This window comes from Pseudoxanthomonas sp. UC19_8, from assembly GCF_042700505.1.
In the GTDB taxonomy this organism is placed as follows: Bacteria; Pseudomonadota; Gammaproteobacteria; order Xanthomonadales; family Xanthomonadaceae; genus Pseudoxanthomonas_A; species Pseudoxanthomonas_A winnipegensis.
Map to the genome: position 1 here is coordinate 3438663 of NZ_CP170559.1, position 19876 is coordinate 3458538.

Consider the following 19876-nt stretch of genomic DNA (forward strand, 5'->3'; position numbering starts at 1 on the left):
TGGCCGACGCGGGAAACGCGGCTTACTTGGCGTCCGGCAGGGTGTAGGCGATCACGTAGTCGCCGCGATCCGGCGACTGGCGCGCGCCGCCGGCGGTGACCACGATGTACTGCTTGCCGTTGACCGCATAGGTCATCGGGCCGCCCTGGCTGCCGACCGGCAGACGCGCCTTCCACAGTTCCTTGCCGGTGCCGCTGTCGAAGGCGCGCAGGTAGTAGTCCTGCGTGCCGGCGATGAACACCAGGCCGCCCTGCGTAGCCAGCGTGCCGCCCAGGGTGGGCATGCCGACCGGCATGGGCATGTGCATCTTGATGCCCAGCGGACCGGTGTCCTCGACCGTGCCCACCGGCACCTGCCAGGCGATCTGGCGGGTCTTGAGGTCGATCGCGCTCAGCGTGCCGAACGGCGGGGCCTGGCAGGGGATGCCCAGCGCGGACAGGAAGCGGTTCTTGTTGACCGCGTACGGGGTGCCCTTGAGCGGCACCGCGCCCATGCCGGTGTTGACCGCCTCGCCGCCGCTGGAGGCGGCCGCCTTGTCGGCCTTCTGCGGGATCATCTGCACCCACAGGCCCAGGCGCATGTCGTTGGCGAAGGCGTAGCCATGCACCGGGTCGAAGGACAGGCCGCCCCAGTTCATGCCGCCCAGCGAGCCGGGGAAGCTCAGCGACACGTCGGTGCCCGGCGCGGTGTACAGGCCCTCGTAGCGCATCTTCTTGAAGGCGATGCGGCACAGCATCTGATCCAGCAGGGTGGCGCCCCACATGTCCGACTCGGCCAGGTGCTTGGTGCCGATCTGCGGCATGCCCACCGACAGCGGCTGGGTCAGCGAATAGGGCTCGCCGGGGATGTCGGCGGCCTTGACCGGGACGTCCTTGACCTCGGTCAGCGGCTTGCCGGTGGCGCGGTCGAGCACGTACAGCTGGCCGGCCTTGGTGCCGATCATCACCGCCGGGGTGGTGCCGTTGCCGGTGGGGAAGTCGATCAGGCTCGGCTGCATCGGCAGGTCGAAGTCCCACAGATCGTTGTGCACGGTCTGGTAGACCCACTTCACCTGGCCGGTGCTGGCGTCCAGCGCGGTGATCGACGCGCCGAAGCGATGGTCCAGCGCGGTGCGCTCGGCGCCGTAGAGGTCGGTGGACGGGCTGCCCATCGGCAGGAACACGGTGTTCATCGCCGCGTCGTAGGACATCGGCGCCCAGACGTTGGGCGTGCTGCGCGCGTAGGTCTGGCCTTCGGCCGGCGGCGCCTTGTCGTCCGGATTGCCCGGGTCGAAGGCCCAGCGCTGGGCTCCGGTGATCACGTCGAAGCCGCGGACCACGCCGCCAGGCATGTTGGCCTGCACGTTGTCGGCCACGCGCCCGCCGACCACCACGGTGGTGCCGGCCAGGGTCGGGGCGGAGGTCAGCTGGTAGAACGGATCGGGCGCGGCGCCCAGGCCGGCCTTCAGGTCGACCTGGCCATCGGTGCCGAAGCCCTGGCAGAACGCGCCGGTATCGGCATCCAGGGCGATCAGGCGGCCGTCGATGGTATTGGTCAGCAGACGACGCTCACAGTTGGCGCCGGCCGGCAGGCTGACCGGGGTCACCGCCGTGGAACCGGCCGCGGTGGGCTGCACCAGCGGCTTGCTCGCATCGAAGTAGGCCAGGCCGCGGCAACGCTGCCAGACCGAGGACTGGGCGTTGATCTCGTGCTTCCACAGCTGCTTGCCGCTGGCCGCGTCCAGCGCGATCACGTTGTTGTGCGGCGTGCACAGGAACACCTTCTGGCCGATCTGCAGCGGCGTGGTCTGGTCCTCGGCGCCGTTGCCGTTGCTCTCGGCGATGTCGCCGGTGCGATAGGTCCAGGCGACCTTCAAGTCCTTGATGTTGTTGCGGTTGATCTGGTCCAGCGCGGCGAAGCGGCTACCGCCGTCGGTATTGCCGTAGGCCGCCCAGTCGGTCTGCGCATGCGCCGGGTCCACCGGCACCAGCGCCGGGCCGGGGCCCTTGGCGGCCACCGTCGGATGCGGCACGAACATGCCGGCCAGGCCGCCGGCGCAGGCCAGCGCCAGCACCGCCGCCAGCGCGTAGGCGCCGCGGCCGCCGGGCAGGCCGCGGGCGCGGCGCAGCGTCGGGTAGGCCAGCGCCACCAGCAGCGCCAGCACCGCGGGCATCATCAGCCGCGAGGCCAGCGGCCAGAATTCCAGGCCGGCGTCCCACAGCGCCCAGACGACGCTGAGCACGAAGGCCACGGCGTACAGCCAGGCACCGGCCGGGCGGCGCAGCACCAGCAGCACCGCCGAGACCAGGCTGGCCGCGCCCATCAGCAGGAAGTAGAGGCTGCCGCCGAGGGTGGCGAGCCTGATGCCGCCGGCCAGCAGCGCCAAGCCGATCAGCGCCAGCAGCAGGCCGACGCTCCACAGCAGGATCCGGCCACCGGCCGGCACGTTCGTTTGGGTTTGCACGTTCTGATTCCTCTGCAACGTGATGGCGGCATCCGCCGTCGAAGGACGGCCGCAGCGAGGGCGGGCGCCGGGGCGCAGGATGGCATGCCGCGGCCCAGGCGGGCGTCGGCGGGTTGGGCGATTATCGCATTAGCGTTCGGTAATAGCACAGACGTGCCAGGGCCGATGGATGCGACGGACTGTGCCGGCTCCGACGTTTTTCCGACCTTGGTGAAGGGCGTACAACGCCCCGCCGCGGGGATGTCGCGATGCAACACATCTGCGGAGTAGCGTTGCGCGCTTCTCACCGGCTGCAATCCCATGTCCGACCTTCCGCTGGCGCCTCGTCGTCTTGTTCACTGTGCCCTGTTGCTGGCCGTTACCGCGGCCGGGGGCTGCTCCGCCAACAAGCCGACCACCGAGACGCCGCCGCGGGTCGGGGTGATGACCCTGGGCGCACGCACGCTGCCGGTCGAGCGCACCCTGCCCGGCCGGACGGTGGCCTACGAGACCGCCGATGTGCGCCCGCAGGTCGGCGGGCTGCTGCGCCAGCGCCTGTTCGAGGAAGGTCAGGAGGTCAAGGCCGGGCAGCCGCTGTATCTGATCGATCCGGCGCCGTACCAGGCCGCCTACGACGTCGCCCGCGGCAATCTGGTCCAGGCCGAGGCGGCGCTGGCCAGCGCGCGGCCCAAGGCCGAGCGCACCCGCACCCTGACCGCCATGGACGCGGCCAGCAAGCAGGACGCCGACGATGCGCTGTCCACCCTGCGCCAGGACGAGGCGGCGGTGGTCGCGGCCAAGGCCAATGCGCAGGCGGCGAAGATCAACCTGGACTACACCCGCATCACCGCGCCGATCTCCGGCCGCATCGGCACCTCCGCCTATACCGTCGGCGCGCTGCTCACCGCCGACCAGGACACCGCGCTGACCACCATCCAGCGGCTGGATCCGATCTACCTGGACGTCACCCAGTCCAGCACGCAGATGCTGGCCCTGCGCCGTCAGCTCGATGCCGGGCAGATCCATGCCATCGACGGCAAGGCCCAGGTGCAGGTGCGGCTGGAGGACGGCAGCCCCTATGCGCACGCCGGCACGCTGGAGTTCGTCGGCACCCAGGTCAACGCCGGCACCGGCAACGTCACCCTGCGCGCGGTCGTGCCCAATCCCGAGCACCTGCTGCTGCCCGGCATGTACCTGCGCGCGGTACTGCCGATGGCCACCGACCCGGGCGCGGTGCTGGTGCCGCAGCAGGCGGTGACCCGCGACAGCAAGGGCGAGCCGCTGGTGAAGCTGCTCGATGCGCACAACCAGGTGGTCGAGCGCCGCATCCGCACCGGTGAGGTGGTCGGCCACGACTGGGTGGTGGAGTCGGGGCTGAAGCCGGGCGATCGGCTGATCGTGATCAACGCCAGCCGCGCCGAGCTGGGCAAGCCGGCGCAGCCCTACCCGGTCAGCGCCGCGCAGCTGGACGCCACGCCGGCGCTGCCGACCGACGACGCCCAGGCCGAGTAAGGGACCCCTCGCATGTCGCGCTTCTTCGTCAACCACCCGACGGTGGCCTGGGTCATGGCCATCGTCATCGTGCTGATCGGCATGCTCGCCATCCATGCGCTGCCGGTCGAACGCTATCCGCAGATGGCGCCGCCGACCATCACCGTGCGCGCCAGCTACACCGGCGCCTCGGCGCAGACGGTGGAGAACACCGTCACCCAGCTGATCGAGCAGTCGCAGCAGAGCCTGGACCACCTGCTGTACATGACCTCCACCAGCGCCTCGGACGGCAGCGCCCAGGTCAACCTGGTATTCGAGACCGGCACCAACGCCGACACCGCCCAGGTGCAGGTGCAGAACCAGCTGCAGTCGGTGATGTCGGTTCTGCCGCAGGCCGTGCAGCAGAACGGCCTGGTCATCACCAAGTCCAGCGGCTCGCTGTTCGAGGTGGTGGCGTTCACCTCCGACGACGGCAGCATGGACAACTTCGATGTCGCCAACTACATGGAGTCGAACATCGATGACCAGATCAGCCGCGTCAGCGGCGTGGGCAACATCCAGCCGCTGGGCTCGGAATACGCCATGCGCATCTGGCTGGACCCGGAGAAGCTGCGCAAGTACGCGCTGATGCCGTCCGATGTGGAGAACGCGCTGCAATCGCAGAACACCGACGTGTCGGCCGGCGAGATCGGCGGCCAGCCGGCGCTGCGCGGCCAGCGCCTGGACGCGACCGTGACCACCCGCAGCCGCCTGCAGACCCCGGCGCAGTTCGGCGCGATCGTGCTCAAGAGCGACGCCAGCGGCGCCGCGGTGCGCCTGTCGGACGTGGCCACCATCGGCCCGGGTCCGGAGACCTACGACAGCATCACCCGCTTCAACGGCAAGCCCTCGGCCTCGCTGGGCATCGAGCTCAACTCCGACGCCAACGCGGTGGAGACCTCCAAGGCGATCGAGCAGCGCCTGCAGGAACTCAAGCAGTACTGGCCGCACGGCTACAACTACCACATCGCCTTCAGCACCACGCCCTTCGTCACCACCTCGATCAAGGAGGTGGTGATCACCCTGATCGAGGCGGTGCTGCTGGTGGTGGCGGTGATGTATCTGTTCCTGCAGAACTGGCGCGCCACGCTGATCCCGACCATCGCCGTGCCGGTGGTGCTGATGGGCACCTTCGGCGTGCTGGCCGCGTTCGGCTATTCGATCAACACCCTGACCATGTTCGCGATGGTGCTGGCGATCGGCCTGCTGGTGGACGATGCCATCGTGGTGGTGGAGAACGTCGAGCGCGTCATGAGCCAGGAAGGCCTGCCGCCCAAGGAGGCCACGCTGCGCTCGATGCAGCAGATCGGCGGCGCGCTGGTCGGCATCGTGCTGGTGCTGACCGCGGTGTTCGTGCCGATGGCGTTCTTCAACGGCGTCACCGGCGTGATCTACCGGCAGTTCTCGATCACCATCGCCGCCTCGATGATCCTGTCGGTGCTGGTGGCCATGACCCTGACCCCGGCGCTGTGCGTGACCATCCTCACGCCGCTGCACCAGGGCGAGGAGGCGATCGGCTCGCACGGGCGCCTGGGCCGGTTCTTCCTCTGGTTCAACACCCGTTTCCGCCAGCTGTCCGAGCGCTACCGCGGACTGGTCGAGCGCGTGCTGGGCCGGCGCGCGCTGGGCCTGATCGCCTATGCGCTGCTGATCGCGGTCACCGGCGTGCTGCTGTGGCGCCTGCCCGGCGCGTTCCTGCCCGACGAGGACGAGGGCATGCTCAACGTGCTGGTCAAGCTGCCGGCCGGCTCGACCCTGGAGCAGACCCTGGCGGTGACCGACCGCCTGACCCAGGCCGCGCTGAAGGATGCCGGCGTGCGCTCGGTGCTGTCCTCGGCCGGCTTCAGCGTGACCGGCGCCGGCCAGAACGTCGGCATGGCCTTCATCCGCCTGAAGGACTGGGACGACCGCGACGACGACGCGGCGACCATCGCCGATCATCTGAACAAGGCGCTGGCCGACGTGCCGGATGCGGAGCTGTTCGTGACCTCGCCGCCGGCGATCACCGGCCTGGGCGACGCCTCGGGCTTCACCTTCGAGCTGATGGACTACGAGGGCGCCGGCCACAATGCCCTGGTCGCCGCACGCGACAAGCTGCTGCGCCTGGCCCAGCACGATCCCAAGCTGATGAACGTGCGCTACGCCAGCCTGGAGGACGCGCCGGTGTACGCGGTCAAGATCGACGACGCCAAGGCGCAGGCGCTGGGCCTGGATCCGGGCGACATCAACGCCACGCTCAACAGCGCGCTCGGCGGCGACTTCGTCAACAACTTCATCTACAAGGGCCGCATCAAGAAGGTCTTCGTCCAGGGCGATGCGCAGGCGCGCATGACGCCGCAGGACCTGGACCGCTGGACGGTGCGCAACGCCGGCGGCGACATGGTGCCGATGTCGTCCTTCACCCAGTCGCACTGGACCAGCGCGCCGGCCGCGCTGGAGCGCTACAACGGCGTGTCGGCGATGGAGCTGACCGGCCAGGCGGTGCCCGGGGTCAGCTCGGGCGCGGCGATGGACGAGATGGCCGAACTGAGCAAGCAGCTGCCGCACGGCTTCGGCTACGCCTGGTCGGACATGGCCTACCAGGAGAAGCTGTCGGCCAACCAGGCGCCGGCGCTGTACGGCATCTCGCTGCTGTTCGTGTTCCTGTGCCTGGTGGCGCTGTACGAGAGCTGGTCGATCCCGTTCGCGGTGATGCTGGCGGTGCCGGTGGGCGTGTTCGGCGCGGTGGCACTGATGAGCCTGCGCGGACTGGAGAACGATGTGTACTTCCAGGTGGGCCTGCTGACCACCGTCGGCCTGGCGGCCAAGAACGGCATCCTGATCGTCGAGTTCGCGCGCGAGCTCGAGCACAAGGGCGAGAGCCTGCTCGCCGCCACCCTGCACGCGGTGCAGATGCGCCTGCGGCCGATCCTGATGACCTCGCTGGCCTTCCTGCTCGGCGTGCTGCCCCTGGTATTCAGCAAGGGCGCCGGCTCGGCCGCGCGGCACTCGCTGGGCACCGGCGTCACCGGCGGCACGCTGGCGTCGATCACGCTGGGCCTGTTCTTCGTGCCGCTGTTCTACGTGATCGTGCGGCGGCTGTTCCCGGATCGCACGGCGGCCAGCAAGGAGGTGCAGGCATGAGCACGCCCGTCCGCATCGGCGTGGCCGCGGCCACGCTGCTGGCCCTGGCCGGCTGCACCCTGGCGCCGACCTACCAGCGCCCGACCGCGCCGGTGCCGGCCGACCTGGCCGCGGCCGATGCCGCGCCCGCCGCCGGCCCCGCCGTCGACACGCTGGCCCTGCCGGACTGGCAGCAGGTGTTCCTGGATCCGCGCCTGCGCCAAACCATCGCGCTGGCGCTGCAGAACAACCGCGACCTGCGCGTGGCGATGCTGTCCATCGACAAGGCGCGCGCGCAGTACCGCCTCCAGCGCGCCGCGCAGCTGCCGTCGTTCGATGCCAATGCGAGCATGACCCGCACGCGCACCAGCCCCGCCAGCAACGACGACGGCGTGTCCCAGCTGACGACCAACGACGCCGTGCAGGTCGGCCTGAGCAGCTGGCAGCTGGACCTGTTCGGCCAGCTGCGCAGCCTGAGCCAGGAGGCGCAGCAGACCTGGCTGTCCAGCGCGGAGAACCAGCGCAGCGTGCGCCTGAGTCTGATCGCCCAGGTCGCCGCGGCCTGGCTGACCGTGGCCGCCGACCAAGCACAGCTGACCCTGGCCCAGCAGACCCTGGACAGCCAGGCGCAGACCCTGCAGCTGACCGAACGCCAGCACAGCGTCGGCAGCGTGTCGGGATTGGACCTGGCCCAGCAGCAGACCAGCGTCGAATCGGCACGGGTGGCCGTGGCCAGCGCCGCCACCCAGCTGGCGCAGGCGCGCGATGCGCTGCAGCTGCTGGTCGGGGCGCCACTCGACCCGTCGCTGCTGCCGACCGAGCAGGCGCTGCAGAACAGCGTCGCCCTGGCGCCGCTGCCGGCGCATCTGTCTTCGGCGGTGCTGCTGCAGCGCCCGGACGTGCTCGCCGCCGAGCACAGCCTGCAGGCGGCCAATGCCGACATCGGCGCCGCGCGCGCGGCGTTCTTCCCCTCGCTAAGCCTGACCGCCTCCACCGGCCGCAGCAGCGATGCGCTGTCCACGCTGTTCTCGGCCGGCAGCCGCACCTGGTCGTTCGTGCCCAGCATCACCGCGCCGATCTTCCATGCCGGCGCGCTGAAGGCCTCGCTGGATGCCTCCAAGCTCGGCAAGGACATTGCCGTGGCGCAGTACGAGAAGGCGATCCAGTCGGCCTTCGCCGAAGTGGCCGACGCCCTGGCCACGCGCGACCACCTGCAGGCGCAGCTGACCGCGCAGCAGGCCTTGGTGGACGCCAGCCAGCGCAGCTACACCCTGGCCGACGCACGCTACCGTGCCGGCCTGGACGGCCACCTGGCGGTGCTTGATGCGCAGCGTTCGCTGTACGCCGCGCAGCAGGCGCTGATCACCCTGCGCCAGCAAGACGCCAGCAACCGGGTCACGCTGTACCAGGTGCTGGGCGGCGGCGCCGACGCCCAGGCCACCGCCGCGCGCTGAGCCGCCGCGGCGCGGGCATGCGCCCGTCATCGCCCGCGCATGAGCCCATGCGCGATCGCCATCTGCGCCAGGCATCGCAAGGCCGGCGCGTGGCCGATAATCGCGGTCCATCGCTTCTGGGGAGATCGTCGATGTCGCGCCGCCTTGCCGCCCTGCTGATCCTGGGCCTGTTCGCCTCGTCCCTGGCCCCGGCGCGCACGCCGGCGCAGGGCGCGGCACCGCCCACCGCCCACCTGACCGTGCCCGCCGACGATGGCCTGCCCCTGGCGGTCTGGGCGCGCGTGCCGGCGCGTCCGCGCGGCACGATCCTGCTGGTGCACGGGCGCACCTGGAGCTCGCGCCCCAACTTCGACCTGCAGGTTCCCGGCGAGCCGGCCGATGCGCGCTCGGTGCTCGCGGCGCTGGCCAAGGCGGGCTACGCGGCCTACGCGCTGGACCTGCGCGGCTACGGCGCCACCCCGCGCGACGCCTCCGGCTGGGACACCCCGGAGCGCGCGGCCAGCGATGTGATCGGCACGCTGCGCTGGATCGCTCAGCGCCATCCCAAGCTGCCGGCGCCTGCCCTGCTGGGCTATTCGAACGGCTCGCTGGTGGCGCTGCTGGTGGCGCAGCAGCAGCCGGCCGCGCTGTCGACGCTGGTGCTGTACGGCTTCCCGGTCGATGTCGACGCCCCGCCCTCGCCGCCCGCCGACACGCCGGCCCAGCCCCCGCGCCAGCCCACCACCGCCGAAGCGGCGGCCTCGGACTTCATCACTGCGGGCGCGTTCCCGCCAGCGGTGCGCGAGGCCTATGTCGCCCAGGCGCTGGCGGCCGACCCGGTGCGCAGCGACTGGCGCGCGACCGAGCAATTCCGCTTCACCCCCGAACAGGTGCGCCTGCCCGTGCTGCTGCTGCGCGGCACCCACGACCCGCTGGCCACCCAGGACGAGAGCGGCCACCTGTACCGGCGCCTGGGCAGCGGCGACAAGACCTGGGTCACCCTGCCGGACGCGGACCACGTCGCCCACGTCGAGGACGGCCACGCCGGCTGGGTGCGCGCGGTGACCGATTTCCTCAGCCGCCCGCGCGTGCCAGCGAAGCCCGCACCGTGAAGCGCACGACGCCCGGCATCGCCGGGCGTCGGATCGGTCACGCGTCGAAGTGAGGGCTTGGCGCCTCAGGCGACGCGGCTGGCACCGCGCCGCGCGCGCTCCAGGTGCACCAGCAGCAGCGAGATCGCCGCCGGGGTCATGCCGGGGATGCGCTGGGCCTGGCCCACGGTCTGCGGGCGCACGCGTTCGAGCTTGCCCTGCACCTCGGCCGAGAGCCCGCGCACGCCGGCGTAGTCGAACGCCTCCGGAATCGGCGTGCCCTCGTTGCGCTGCTGGCGCTCGATCTCCACGCGCTGGCGATCCAGGTAGCCGGCGTACTTCACCGCGATCTCGACCTGCTCGGCCACCTGCGCATCGTCCACGCCCGGGCCGATGCCTTCGACCCGCATCAGCCGGGCGTAGTCCAGCTCGGGGCGCTTGATCAGGTCCAGCGCGCTGCTCTCGCGGCTGACCGCCACGCCGAGCGCGGCCTCCAACTGGCGGCCCAGGGCGTTGGCCGGGGTGGCCCACAGCGCGCGCAGGCGCTGGGTCTCGCGCTCGACCGCCTCGCGCTTGGCCTCGAAGCGCGACCAGCGCGCGTCGTCGACCAGGCCCAGCGCGCGGCCGATCGGCGTCAGGCGCGCATCGGCGTTGTCCTCGCGCAGCTGCAGCCGGTATTCGGCGCGGCTGGTGAACATGCGGTACGGCTCGGAGGTGCCGTGGGTGATCAGGTCGTCGACCAGCACGCCCAGATAGGCCTGGTCGCGGCGCGGCGACCAGGCGTCCCGGCCCTGCACCGCGCGCGCGGCGTTGAGCCCGGCCAGCAGGCCCTGCGCGGCGGCCTCCTCGTAGCCGGTGGTGCCGTTGATCTGGCCGGCGAAGAACAGCCCGGCCACCAGCTTGGTCTCCAGCGAGGCCTTCAGCCCGCGCGGGTCGAAGAAGTCGTACTCGATCGCATAGCCCGGGCGGGTGATGTGCGCCTGCTCGAAGCCGACGATGCTGCGCACCAGTTCCAGCTGCACATCGAAGGGCAGCGAGGTGGAGATGCCGTTGGGGTAGATCTCGGCCACGTCCAGGCCTTCGGGCTCGACGAAGATCTGGTGGCTGGCCTTCTCGGCGAAGCGCACCACCTTGTCCTCGATCGAGGGGCAGTAGCGCGGGCCGATGCCCTCGATCTGGCCGCTGTACAGCGGCGAGCGGTGCAGCGCGTCGCGGATGATCTGATGCGTGCGCTCGGTGGTGTGGGTGATCCAGCAGCTGACCTGGCGCGGGTGCTCGCGCACATCGCCCAGAAAGCTCATCACCGGCAGCGGATCGTCGCCGGGCTGCGGCGCCATGGCCGCGTAGTCCAGCGTGCGCCCGTCGATGCGCGGCGGCGTGCCGGTCTTGAGCCGGTCGATGGCGAAGGGCCGCTCGCGCAGGCGCGCGGCCAGGGTCGTGGCCGGCGCATCGCCCATGCGCCCGGCGGCGTACTGGGTCGGCCCGATATGGATCTTGCCGGCCAGGAAGGTGCCGGCGGTCAGCACCACGGCCGGCGCCTCGAAGCGCAGCCCGGTCTGGGTCAGCACGCCGCGCACGGCGTCGCCTTCGATCAGCAGGTCGTCCACCGCGGCCTGGAACACGGTCAGGCCCGGCTGCGACTCGACCATGCGCCGGATCGCGCTGCGGTACAGCGCGCGATCGGCCTGGCAGCGGGTGGCGCGCACGGCCGGGCCCTTGGAGGCGTTCAGCGTGCGCCACTGGATGCCGGCCACGTCGGCGGCGCGGGCCATGGCCCCGCCCAGGGCGTCGATCTCCTTGACCAGGTGGCCCTTGCCGATGCCGCCGATGGCGGGGTTGCAGCTCATCGCCCCGACCGTCTCGATGTTGTGGGTCAGCAGCAGGGTGCGGGCACCGGCGCGCGCGGCCGCCAGCGCGGCCTCGGTGCCGGCATGGCCGCCGCCGACCACGATGACCTCGTAGCGGTGGAAGGACGCATTCATGACGCGGATTTTCTCATGCGAAGGGCGGTCGCGGGCCCGGCAAGGGGGCCGGCGCGAAAAAGTTGGCACGGCTTCTGCGTAATCCCATCGGCACCCATCGTGGCAAGCGACTTCGGGCGCCTAAGGCTGGTATTGGAACAGGGGCCAGCCGCTAGCGCACGTTGGGGACGCCGGGGTCGGCAGTCGGGGGACTGCCGGCCCCTCTTTTTTGTGGCCACGGCGGCGGTCGAACAGCGGCGCGCCCTGGCCGGGAATCCAGCGGATCCCCAGAAAACACAACGCCCGGCATGGCCGGGCGTTGTGCTGTTTAGGCGCCGACGACCGGCAAGGGCCGGAACAGGGGGGATCCAGATTTCCCCACCGGGCGTCGGCATGGAAGCCGTTGTCAGCTCGTGTTACGTCAGAAAACGACGCAACCGGTCAACGTGCGCTAGCTTGCGGGCGCGACCGGCTCGGACGCAAGCACTCATTCATCGTTGCCGATCGGGCGATGACGGAAGTGAGACGCCCGTGGCATTGCCTATTCCTCGTTGCGCGAACGCGGGGTCAGCCGCGGCGGCAGGGCCGGGCGGCTGGGCATGGACCGCGTCGGCCGCTCGACGCCTTCGGCGCGCGGCGGCATGGCCGGGCGCGGCATGCCCGCCGGGTTGGACGGATTGGACGGCCGCTGCGGGCGCAGGCGGTCGGGCAGCTGCGGGCGCCCGTTGTCGCCGGTCATCGGCGGGCGCGGCCAGCCGCCCGGCGGCGGGCGATGGTCGCCATCGCCGGGCCGGCCGTCGTGCGGCGGGCGCGGCGCCGGGCGGATCACGTAGTAGGGGCGGTTGTAGTAGTAAGGCGCGTAGCCATACCCATAGCCGCCATAGCCGTAATAGCCATAGCCCGGGGCGCCGCCGTAGTAGCCGCCCCAGTAGCCGTCGGGATAGGTGTAGCGGTAGGTCGGGCTGCCCCGGTAATAGCCACCCGGGCCACTGCCGCCGGCGTAGTCGTAGGTGGCGCAACCGCCCAGCGCGGTGAGGGCGATGGCGGCGATCAGCAGGCGTTTCATGGTGGACCCCCCGGTCTGCACCGTTCTCAAGGTCGCCAGATTGGGCCTAACGCATTGAACCCGTGATTAATTCTGTCAGGCGCGTGACTTGCTGCAGTGCGGCGGCAAAAGCGCATCGGGTACGCTTAAGGCCATGTCCGACCTGCCCCATTTCGACGACGTTCTCGACGCCGCCGCCCGCATTGCGCCGCATGCGCGCCTCACCCCGACGCTGACCTCCTCCACCCTCGACGCCATGAGCGGCGCCCGGCTGTTCTTCAAGGCCGAGCACCTGCAGCGCACCGGCGCCTTCAAGTTCCGCGGCGCCTGCAATGCGGTCTGGGCGCTGGACGATGCGCAGGCCGCGCGCGGGGTGGTCACCCATTCCTCGGGCAACCACGGCGGCGCCCTGGCGCTGGCCGCGGCCACGCGCGGCATCCCCTGCCATGTGGTGGTACCCGAGAACGCCGTCGAGACCAAGCTGGCCGCGATCCGCCGCAACGGCGCGGTGCTGCACCTGTGCGCGCCGACCATCGCCGCGCGCGAGGTCGGCGCCGCCCGGATCCAGGCCGAGACCGGCGCGCACCTGGTCCACCCCTACACCAACCCGTTCGTGATCGCAGGCCAAGGCACCGCGACCCTGGAGCTGCTGGAGCAGGCCGGCCCGCTCGATGCGCTGGTCACACCGGTCGGCGGCGGCGGGCTGGCCTCCGGTTCGGCGCTGGCCCTGCACGCGCGCCATCCCGAGGCGCAGCTGTGGCTGGCCGAGCCGGAAGGCGCCGCCGACACCGCGCGCTCGCTGGCGGCTGGGACGCTGCAGCTGGACTTCGTCCCCGATACGGTCTGCGACGGCCTGCGCGGCACGCTGGGCGCGCCCGATTTCGACCTGCTGCGTCAGCACCGGGCCCGCCTGGTCACCGTGTCCGACGCCGACACCATCGCCGCCATGCGCCTGCTGTGGCAGGTGACCAAGCAGATCGTCGAGCCCTCCTCGGCCATCGTCCTGGCCCTGGTGCTGGCCAACCGCGACGCCTTCGCCGGCAAGCGGGTGGGCCTGGTGCTGTCCGGCGGCAACGTCGACCTGGACGCGCTGCCCTGGTCCAGGGTGTGAGCCGCACGCGTCGCCGCTGGGGCCTGTGGGGCTGGGCGTGGCGCCTGGTCTGCGTGCTGCTGCTGTGGCTGGTCGGGGTCTCGGCCTACATCGTCGGGGTGGGCTGGCGCGACGAGGCCGCGCCGGCCGACGCGATCATCGTGCTGGGCGCGGCGGCCTACGACGCGCGGCCTTCGCCCGTGTTCGAGGAGCGCCTGCGCCACGGCATCGACCTCTACCAGCGCGGCCTGGCCGGGCATCTGATCTTCACCGGCGGCTTCGGCGGGGCCGGGGCGCGCTTCGCCGAATCGCAGGTCGGGCGGCGCTACGCGCTCAAGGCCGGCGTGCCCGAGCAGGCGATCCTGATCGAGACCACCTCGCGTACCACGCGCCAGAACCTGCAGCAGGCCGCGCGCCTGATGCAGGCGCACCAGCTGCACACCGCGATCATCGTCTCCGACCCGCTGCACATGGCCCGGGCGATGCGGCTGGCGCGCCAGGAAGGCATCAGCGCGCTCGCCTCGGCCACGCCGACCAGCCGCTTCCGCAGCGTCCGGGCCAGCTGGAAGTTCTTCCTGCAGGAGCTGTACTTCTTCCACCGCGACCTGGTGCTCGAAGCGGTCTAGGCCGGCCCCTTCAAGCCCCGCCATGCCCCGGGCGTTATCATTCCGCCTCACCCCACAGAAGCGACTGGCTTACATGAAGATCGACGGTACCCGGCGCCAGGACCGCGCCACCGAGTTGGTGCTGGCCTATTACGCGGCCTTCAACCGCAGCGATCGCGCGGCGATGCTGGCCCTGCTCACCGACGATGTGGCCCATGACCTCAACCAGGGCGCGCGCGAGATCGGGCGCGAGGCGTTCACCGCTTTCCTGCAGCGCATGGATGCCAGTTACAGCGAGCAGCTGCGCGACATCGTGGTGATGGTCTCGCCCGATGGCCGGCGCGCGGCGGCCGAGTACGTCGTGCACGGCACCTACCACCACAGCGACGCCGGGCTGCCCGAGGCCTCCGGCCAGACCTATGTGCTGCCGGGCGGGGCCTTCTTCGAGATCGAGGACGAGCGCATCGCGCGGGTCAGCAACTACTACAACCTGCAGGACTGGATCGCCCAGGTCGGCGGCTGAGGCCGCATCGGGAGCGCACGCTCCACGCGTCCCGGGCGCCAGCGGCGTGTCGGGCGCCCTGGCCGTTGCTGCGGCGTGCCATGGCGATCGACGCGGGCGTGCGATGCTGGCGTCCCCCCGCGTCCCTGTCCGTTCAACGGAGCCTGCAATGATCAAGGTCAGCGTGATGTATCCCTACGTGGCCGGCGCGCGGTTCGATCACGCCTACTACGCCGACACCCACATGCCGCTGCTCAAGGCGCGCATGGGCGATGCCTGTCTGTTCTACACGGTCGACAAGGGCCTGTCGGGCGGACTGCCCGGCAGCGATCCGGCCTTCGTGGCCATGTGCCACATCTATAGCGACTCGGTGGACAGTTTCACCGCGGGCTTCGGGCCGCATGCGCAGGAAATCCTGGGCGACATCCCCAACTACACCGACCTGGAGCCGGTCATGCAGATCAGCGAGGTCGTGATCGGCCAGCCCTGAGCGGGCGCGCGTCGCCGCGGCTCATTCGCCGCGGCGGCGGATGGGGATGCTCGAGACCGGCACCGCGGCCACGTCGCGGCCGCTTTCGCGGATCGGCGCGCCGGCCTGCGGCGCCCAGGCGTGGGCGTAGATGACCTCCCAGCTGCTGGGCAGCACGCCCTGCGGCGTGCGCATCGCCTCGTAGGCGCGCGCGGCGGCGGCCAGCCGCGCCTTGCCGGTCAGCGTCGCGCGGCGCTGGGCCAGCGCATTGGTCGCGCCCAGCGCGCGCAGTTCGCGCATCAGCGCCGGCAGATCGGGATAGGTCAGGGTGAACAGATCGCGGTCCAGCACCGGATCGCGGAAGCCGGCCATCATCAGCGCATCGCCGAACTGGGCGATCTGCGGGAACGGGCTCACGTGCGGCGCCGGATCGCCGGCGAAGGCCTCGCGCAGCTCGATCAGCGTCTGCGGACCGAAGGTGGAGCACAGCAGCAGCCCGCCGGGCTTGAGCACGCGGCGAAAACCCGCGAACGCGGCCGGCAGGTCGTCGACCCACTGCAGGCACAGGTTGGCGAACAGCACATCGACGCTGCCCTCGGCCAGCGGCAGCGCGCGCGCATCGGCGCACACCCGCGCGAACGGCTTCCACCAGCCGGCCTGCTTCTTCGCCTCGCGCAGCATCGGCAGCGAGAAATCCAGCGCCACCACCTGCGCCTTGGGCCAGCGCTTGCGCAGCCTGGCCGCCGCGCTGCCCGGGCCGCTGCCCAGGTCCAGCACGACCTGCGGCACGCGCTGGTCCAGGTAGTCGAGCGATTCGAACAGGCGTTGCTCGACCTCACGGTGGAGCACGGCGGCATCGGCATAGGTGCCGGCGGCGCGCGCCAGGGCGCGGCGCTGATGGCGGACATCGAACAAAGGCATGGGCCTATTGTCCGCCAGCGCACCGTCCCGCGTCAGGCGCGGCCCTGGCACGCTCCAGTTCACCGTCCGCGCAAGGCGCCGTCCAGGAACGGCACCAGCGCCGCTTCCACCGCGTCCAGGTGCGCCAGGAACGGCGCATGGCCGCCGCCGGCGATCTCCACGAAGCCGGCCTGCGGTGCCAACCCGGCGGCGGCGGCCATGCCGCGCGGCTGCACCAGCCGGTCGCGCGCGCCGGCGATCCACAGCGAGGGCATGCCCAGGCCCGGCAGCAGGTGGCGCAGGTCGCTGCGTTCGAGCAGCGCCAGGCCGGCCTGCAGCGCGGCCGGCGCCGGTTCGCCACGGGCGAAGAGCATGGCGCGCAAGCTGCGCAGCGTGGTCTGCCCGTGCGCGCTGCCCAGCGTGTCCAGGGCGATGAAGCGCTCCAACGTGCCGCGATAGTCCTGCGTCAGGTCGCGGCCGAACTGGGCGAACACCGCCGGCGGCACCGCGTGCGGCCAGTCCGGCGCGGCGGTGAAGCGCGGCACCGAGGACAGCATCGCCAGCGCGCGCACTTGGCCCGAACTGGCCGCGGCCTTGAGCGCGAACAGGCCGCCCAGCGACCAGCCCAGCCACGCCGCCGGCGGCGTGGCGGCGCAGATCGCCGCGACCGTGGCCGCCAGGGTCAGCGGCACCGTGCTGTCGCGGCTCAGGCCGTGGCCCGGCAGGTCGACCACGTGCAGTTCGAAGCGGTCGGCCAGGCGTTCGACCAGCGGCGCGAACACGCCGCCATGCAGCGCCCAGCCGTGCACCAGCACCAGGGGCGCGCCGCGGCCGTGGGTTTCGATGTGCAGGGTCATGAGGGTCGCGGTGTGGGCTGCAAGCGATCTGCCACGCGCGCGGACGCCGAACGGGCATCGACCCCGCGCGGCACGGCGACAGGCGCCGCGCTCACGCCACGCCGGCCGCCTCTTGCAGCTGCGGCGCGCGGGTGCGGGCCAATGCCTCGACCAGGCCGTCGATGTCTTCGGGCGTGTGCAGCGCGGTCAGCGTGACGCGCAGGCGTGCAGTGCCCTCGGGCACGGTCGGCGGGCGGATCGGCTTGACCCAGTAGCCGGCCGCTTCAAGCGCCGCCGACCAGGCCACCGCCTGCGCGTCGGCGCCGCACAGCACCGGCTGGATCGGCGTGTCCGAACGCAGCAGGTCCAGCCCGGCCGCCGCGGCCTTGGTGCGGAAGCGATCGATCAGGCCGGCCAGCCGCTCGCGCCGCCAGTCGTCGCGCCGCGCGTGGCGGATCGCCTCGCTGCTGGCGCGGGCCAGCGCCGGCGGCAGCGCGGTGCTGTGGCTGTAGGGCCGCGCGGTCTCGGCCAGGTGCTGGATCAGCGCGGCATCGCCGACCACCAGCGCGCCGTAGCCGCCCAGCGCCTTGTCCAGATTGATCAGCTGCAGCGGGACGTCTTCCACGGTCAGGCGCGCCTCGGCGACGCTGCCGCGACCGGCCGGACCGCGCACGCCCACGCCGTGCCCATCGGCGACGTAGAACAGCGCCTTCTGCACCCGCGCCACCAGGGCCAGCGCGCGCAGCGGCGCCACGTCGCCGTCCATGCCGAACACGCCATCGGTGGCCAGCAGCGCCGCGCCATCGGGCACGTTGCGCAGCTGGCGGATCGCGCCTTCGGCGTCGCCATGCGGATAGCGGCGCAGCCGGCAGCCGGCCAGGCGCGAGGCGTCCATCAGGCTGGCGTGGTTGAGCCGGTCCTGCACGCAGACATCGCCCTCCTCGCCCAGCAGCGCCTGCTGCACGGCCAGGTTGGCCAGGAATCCATTGCCGAACAGCAGCGCCGCCGGCGCCTCCAGCCAGTCGGCGACGTCGCGTTCCAGCGCCGCGTGCGCGGCGTGGTAGCCGCTGGCCAGCGGCGAGGCCCCTGCGCCGGCGCCCTCGCGCGCGGCCGCCTCGGCCAGCGCGTTGGTCACCTGGAACTGCTGCGACAGGCCCAGGTAGTCGTTGCCGCAGCATTCGACCAGCCAGCGGCCGTCGACCTCGACCCGCACGCCGTCGCGGCGTGCGACGGCGCGGCGCACCCGCACGCGGTCCTGGGCCACGCGCAGCTTGCGCAGCGCGGCGATGCGGTCGTGCAGATCGGGGCGGGCCATGCTGCGTCCTGTGCGTCTGGCTTGGGTCGGCCGGCTAGCGTAATCCAGCCGATGGCGACCCGGATGACCGGCCACGCCGCCTAAAGGCGCCGCGTATCCGCCAGCGCCGGCCCGGCCACGGCACCCGCCGGCCCGACAGGCGCTAAAGTCGCCGTATGCATCGGCAAGGACTGCCCTGGACGATCCGCATGGAGGCTTCCCCGACACAGTGGTTGCAACGCCTGGGACGCGCGCTGCTGGCGCCGCGCTGCCTGGTCTGCGACGCGCGCGGCGAGAGCGGGCTGGACCTGTGCGCGGACTGCGCCGCCGCCCTGCCGTGGAATACCACCGCCTGCCCCCGCTGCGCGCTGCCGATGCTGCACGCCCAGACCTGCGGACACTGCCTGCGCCATCCGCCGCCGATGACTCTCACCGTCGCCGCGCTGGTCTATGGCCCGCCGCTGGACCGGCTGGTGCCGCGCCTGAAATTCCACGGCGACCTGGCGGCCGGCCGGCTGCTCGCCGCGCTGATGGCCCAGGCCATGTCCGGCGCGCCACGGCCGCAGGCCCTGGTGCCTGTGCCGCTGCACGACCGGCGCCTGCGCCGCCGCGGCTACGACCAGGCGCTGGAACTGGCGCGCGCCGTGGGCCGCCGCCTCGACCTGCCGGTCCTGGACAGCGCGCTGCTGCGCAGCCGCGACACCGCCCCCCAGTCCGAACAGGACGCGCAAGCCCGCCGCCGCAATCTGCGCGGCGCCTTCAGCGTGCGACCAGGCGCCGCCCTGCCCGCGCACGTGGCCCTGGTCGACGACGTGATGACCACCGGCGCCACCCTGCACGCCGCGACGCGCGCCCTGCAGCGCGCCGGTGTCGCGCGGGTGGATGGTTGGGTCTGCGCGCGGGTGGAGTGAGTCGGCTGCTCACTGGGCCTGTCTTGGATGCTGGAGCAACGGCGAGAGGTTTATGCTGCTGGGCAGACCGCCGTGGCAGCGCGCCCGCGTGTCATCCTGCCCTCGCCCGCTTGTCAGGAGAATGCCGATGTCCTTCGCCGCCGTTTCGGTTTCGCGCAGTTGGTGGGTGTTCCTGCTGTTCGGTCTGGTGGCCGTGCTGTTCGGCGTGTCCACGCTGATCTGGCCAGGCGGCACCGTGCTGGCGCTGGTGCTGGTGTTCGGCGCGTTCTCGCTGGCCGATGGCATCGTCAGCCTGATCAGTGCCTTCAGTCGCGAACACGTGCTGCCGCGCTGGCTGCTGGCGCTCTATGCGCTGATCTCCATCGCCTTCGGGGTGCTGGCCATCGCCCAGCCGGCGCAGATGGCGGCCGCGCTGCTGTGGCTGCTGGCGGTGTGGCTGGTGATCGCCGGGGTGGCGCGCATCGTGTTCGCCGTGCAGGTGCGCAAGCACATCCGCGGCGAGTGGCTGCTGGTGCTCAGCGGGGTGCTGTCGATCCTGCTGGGCGTGCTGTTCTTCGTCTACCCGGCGGCCGGGCTGCTGACGATGGCGCTGTGGTTCGGCATCGGCGCGATCGTCTACGGCGCGCTGCAGCTGGTGGTCGCCTTCCGCCTGCGCGGACATCGCCTGGCGGCCTGAGCCCATTCG

16 protein-coding genes are annotated in these 19876 nt (G+C 71.7%); 10 read left to right on the top strand and 6 right to left on the bottom strand.

All coding sequences use genetic code 11. From position 1 onward, the window contains the following. Positions 1-22: 22 nt before the first annotated feature. Positions 23-2443: a membrane-bound PQQ-dependent dehydrogenase, glucose/quinate/shikimate family gene (locus ACFJIT_RS15215; RefSeq protein ID WP_379654119.1), complete on the bottom strand. Its 2421-nt coding sequence runs from the start codon at positions 2441-2443 to the stop codon at positions 23-25. A 300-nt stretch (positions 2444-2743) separates the two neighbouring features. On the opposite strand from ACFJIT_RS15215, the gene ACFJIT_RS15220 reads away from it, so the two are divergent. The 4 genes from ACFJIT_RS15220 (at position 2744) to ACFJIT_RS15235 (ending at position 9599) form a co-directional block, all read left to right on the top strand. Then, positions 2744-3934, top strand: a complete 1191-nt coding sequence (locus ACFJIT_RS15220; RefSeq protein WP_379654120.1) for an efflux RND transporter periplasmic adaptor subunit — start codon at positions 2744-2746, stop codon at positions 3932-3934. A 12-nt stretch (positions 3935-3946) separates the two neighbouring features. Then, positions 3947-7075, top strand: coding sequence for a multidrug efflux RND transporter permease subunit (locus ACFJIT_RS15225; RefSeq protein WP_379654121.1), 3129 nt, complete (start codon positions 3947-3949; stop codon positions 7073-7075). Then, complete coding sequence (locus ACFJIT_RS15230) at positions 7072-8508, top strand: efflux transporter outer membrane subunit (protein ID WP_379654122.1); 1437 nt, start codon at positions 7072-7074, stop codon at positions 8506-8508. The genes ACFJIT_RS15225 and ACFJIT_RS15230 overlap by 4 nt, the downstream gene beginning before the upstream one ends. A 131-nt stretch (positions 8509-8639) precedes the next feature. Next, positions 8640-9599: an alpha/beta hydrolase gene (locus ACFJIT_RS15235; RefSeq protein WP_379654123.1), complete on the top strand. Its 960-nt coding sequence runs from the start codon at positions 8640-8642 to the stop codon at positions 9597-9599. 65 nt (positions 9600-9664) lie between these two features. Here the strand turns inward: ACFJIT_RS15235 and mnmG are convergent, their stop codons facing one another. Beyond that, on the bottom strand, positions 9665-11560 hold the full coding sequence (gene mnmG / locus ACFJIT_RS15240; protein WP_379654124.1) for a tRNA uridine-5-carboxymethylaminomethyl(34) synthesis enzyme MnmG: 1896 nt from the start codon (positions 11558-11560) through the stop codon (positions 9665-9667). A 520-nt stretch (positions 11561-12080) separates the two neighbouring features. After that, positions 12081-12605: a hypothetical protein gene (locus tag ACFJIT_RS15245; RefSeq protein ID WP_379654125.1), complete on the bottom strand. Its 525-nt coding sequence runs from the start codon at positions 12603-12605 to the stop codon at positions 12081-12083. A 133-nt stretch (positions 12606-12738) separates the two neighbouring features. Between ACFJIT_RS15245 and ACFJIT_RS15250 the strand changes: the two genes are divergently transcribed. The 4 genes from ACFJIT_RS15250 to ACFJIT_RS15265 all read left to right on the top strand — a co-directional run bounded on the left by ACFJIT_RS15250 (position 12739) and on the right by ACFJIT_RS15265 (position 15271). Beyond that, positions 12739-13695 carry a pyridoxal-phosphate dependent enzyme gene (locus ACFJIT_RS15250; protein ID WP_379654126.1) on the top strand — a complete coding sequence of 319 codons (957 nt, stop codon included), beginning with the start codon at positions 12739-12741 and terminating at the stop codon, positions 13693-13695. Beyond that, positions 13680-14300 carry a YdcF family protein gene (locus ACFJIT_RS15255; protein WP_379655785.1) on the top strand — a complete coding sequence of 207 codons (621 nt, stop codon included), beginning with the start codon at positions 13680-13682 and terminating at the stop codon, positions 14298-14300. Before ACFJIT_RS15250 ends, ACFJIT_RS15255 begins: the two co-directional genes overlap by 16 nt. Before the next feature lie 73 nt (positions 14301-14373). Beyond that, the gene (locus ACFJIT_RS15260) at positions 14374-14802 is read left to right on the top strand and encodes a ketosteroid isomerase-related protein (RefSeq protein WP_130514722.1); all 429 of its coding nucleotides are present in this window, start codon (positions 14374-14376) and stop codon (positions 14800-14802) included. A 148-nt stretch (positions 14803-14950) separates the two neighbouring features. Next, positions 14951-15271 (top strand): EthD family reductase, encoded by a 321-nt coding sequence (locus ACFJIT_RS15265; protein ID WP_379654127.1) that lies wholly within the window; start codon positions 14951-14953, stop codon positions 15269-15271. Between the two features lie 21 nt (positions 15272-15292). Here ACFJIT_RS15265 and bioC read toward each other — a convergent pair whose 3' ends face one another. The 3 genes from bioC to ACFJIT_RS15280 all read right to left on the bottom strand — a co-directional run bounded on the left by bioC (position 15293) and on the right by ACFJIT_RS15280 (position 18301). Then, on the bottom strand, positions 15293-16171 hold the full coding sequence (gene bioC, locus ACFJIT_RS15270) for a malonyl-ACP O-methyltransferase BioC (RefSeq protein WP_379654128.1): 879 nt from the start codon (positions 16169-16171) through the stop codon (positions 15293-15295). Between the two features lie 59 nt (positions 16172-16230). Further along, the gene (gene bioH, locus ACFJIT_RS15275; RefSeq protein WP_379655786.1) at positions 16231-17001 is read right to left on the bottom strand and encodes a pimeloyl-ACP methyl ester esterase BioH; all 771 of its coding nucleotides are present in this window, start codon (positions 16999-17001) and stop codon (positions 16231-16233) included. A gap of 97 nt (positions 17002-17098) precedes the next feature. After that, positions 17099-18301, bottom strand: coding sequence for an 8-amino-7-oxononanoate synthase (locus ACFJIT_RS15280; protein ID WP_286576211.1), 1203 nt, complete (start codon positions 18299-18301; stop codon positions 17099-17101). Positions 18302-18489: 188 nt separating this feature from the next. Here ACFJIT_RS15280 and ACFJIT_RS15285 point away from each other — a divergent pair, with 188 nt between their 5' ends. Together ACFJIT_RS15285 and ACFJIT_RS15290 are read left to right on the top strand one after the other, a co-directional pair. Beyond that, positions 18490-19191, top strand: coding sequence for a ComF family protein (locus tag ACFJIT_RS15285; RefSeq protein WP_379654129.1), 702 nt, complete (start codon positions 18490-18492; stop codon positions 19189-19191). A 127-nt stretch (positions 19192-19318) separates the two neighbouring features. Then, complete coding sequence (locus ACFJIT_RS15290) at positions 19319-19867, top strand: HdeD family acid-resistance protein (protein ID WP_130523952.1); 549 nt, start codon at positions 19319-19321, stop codon at positions 19865-19867. Positions 19868-19876: the final 9 nt, after the last annotated feature.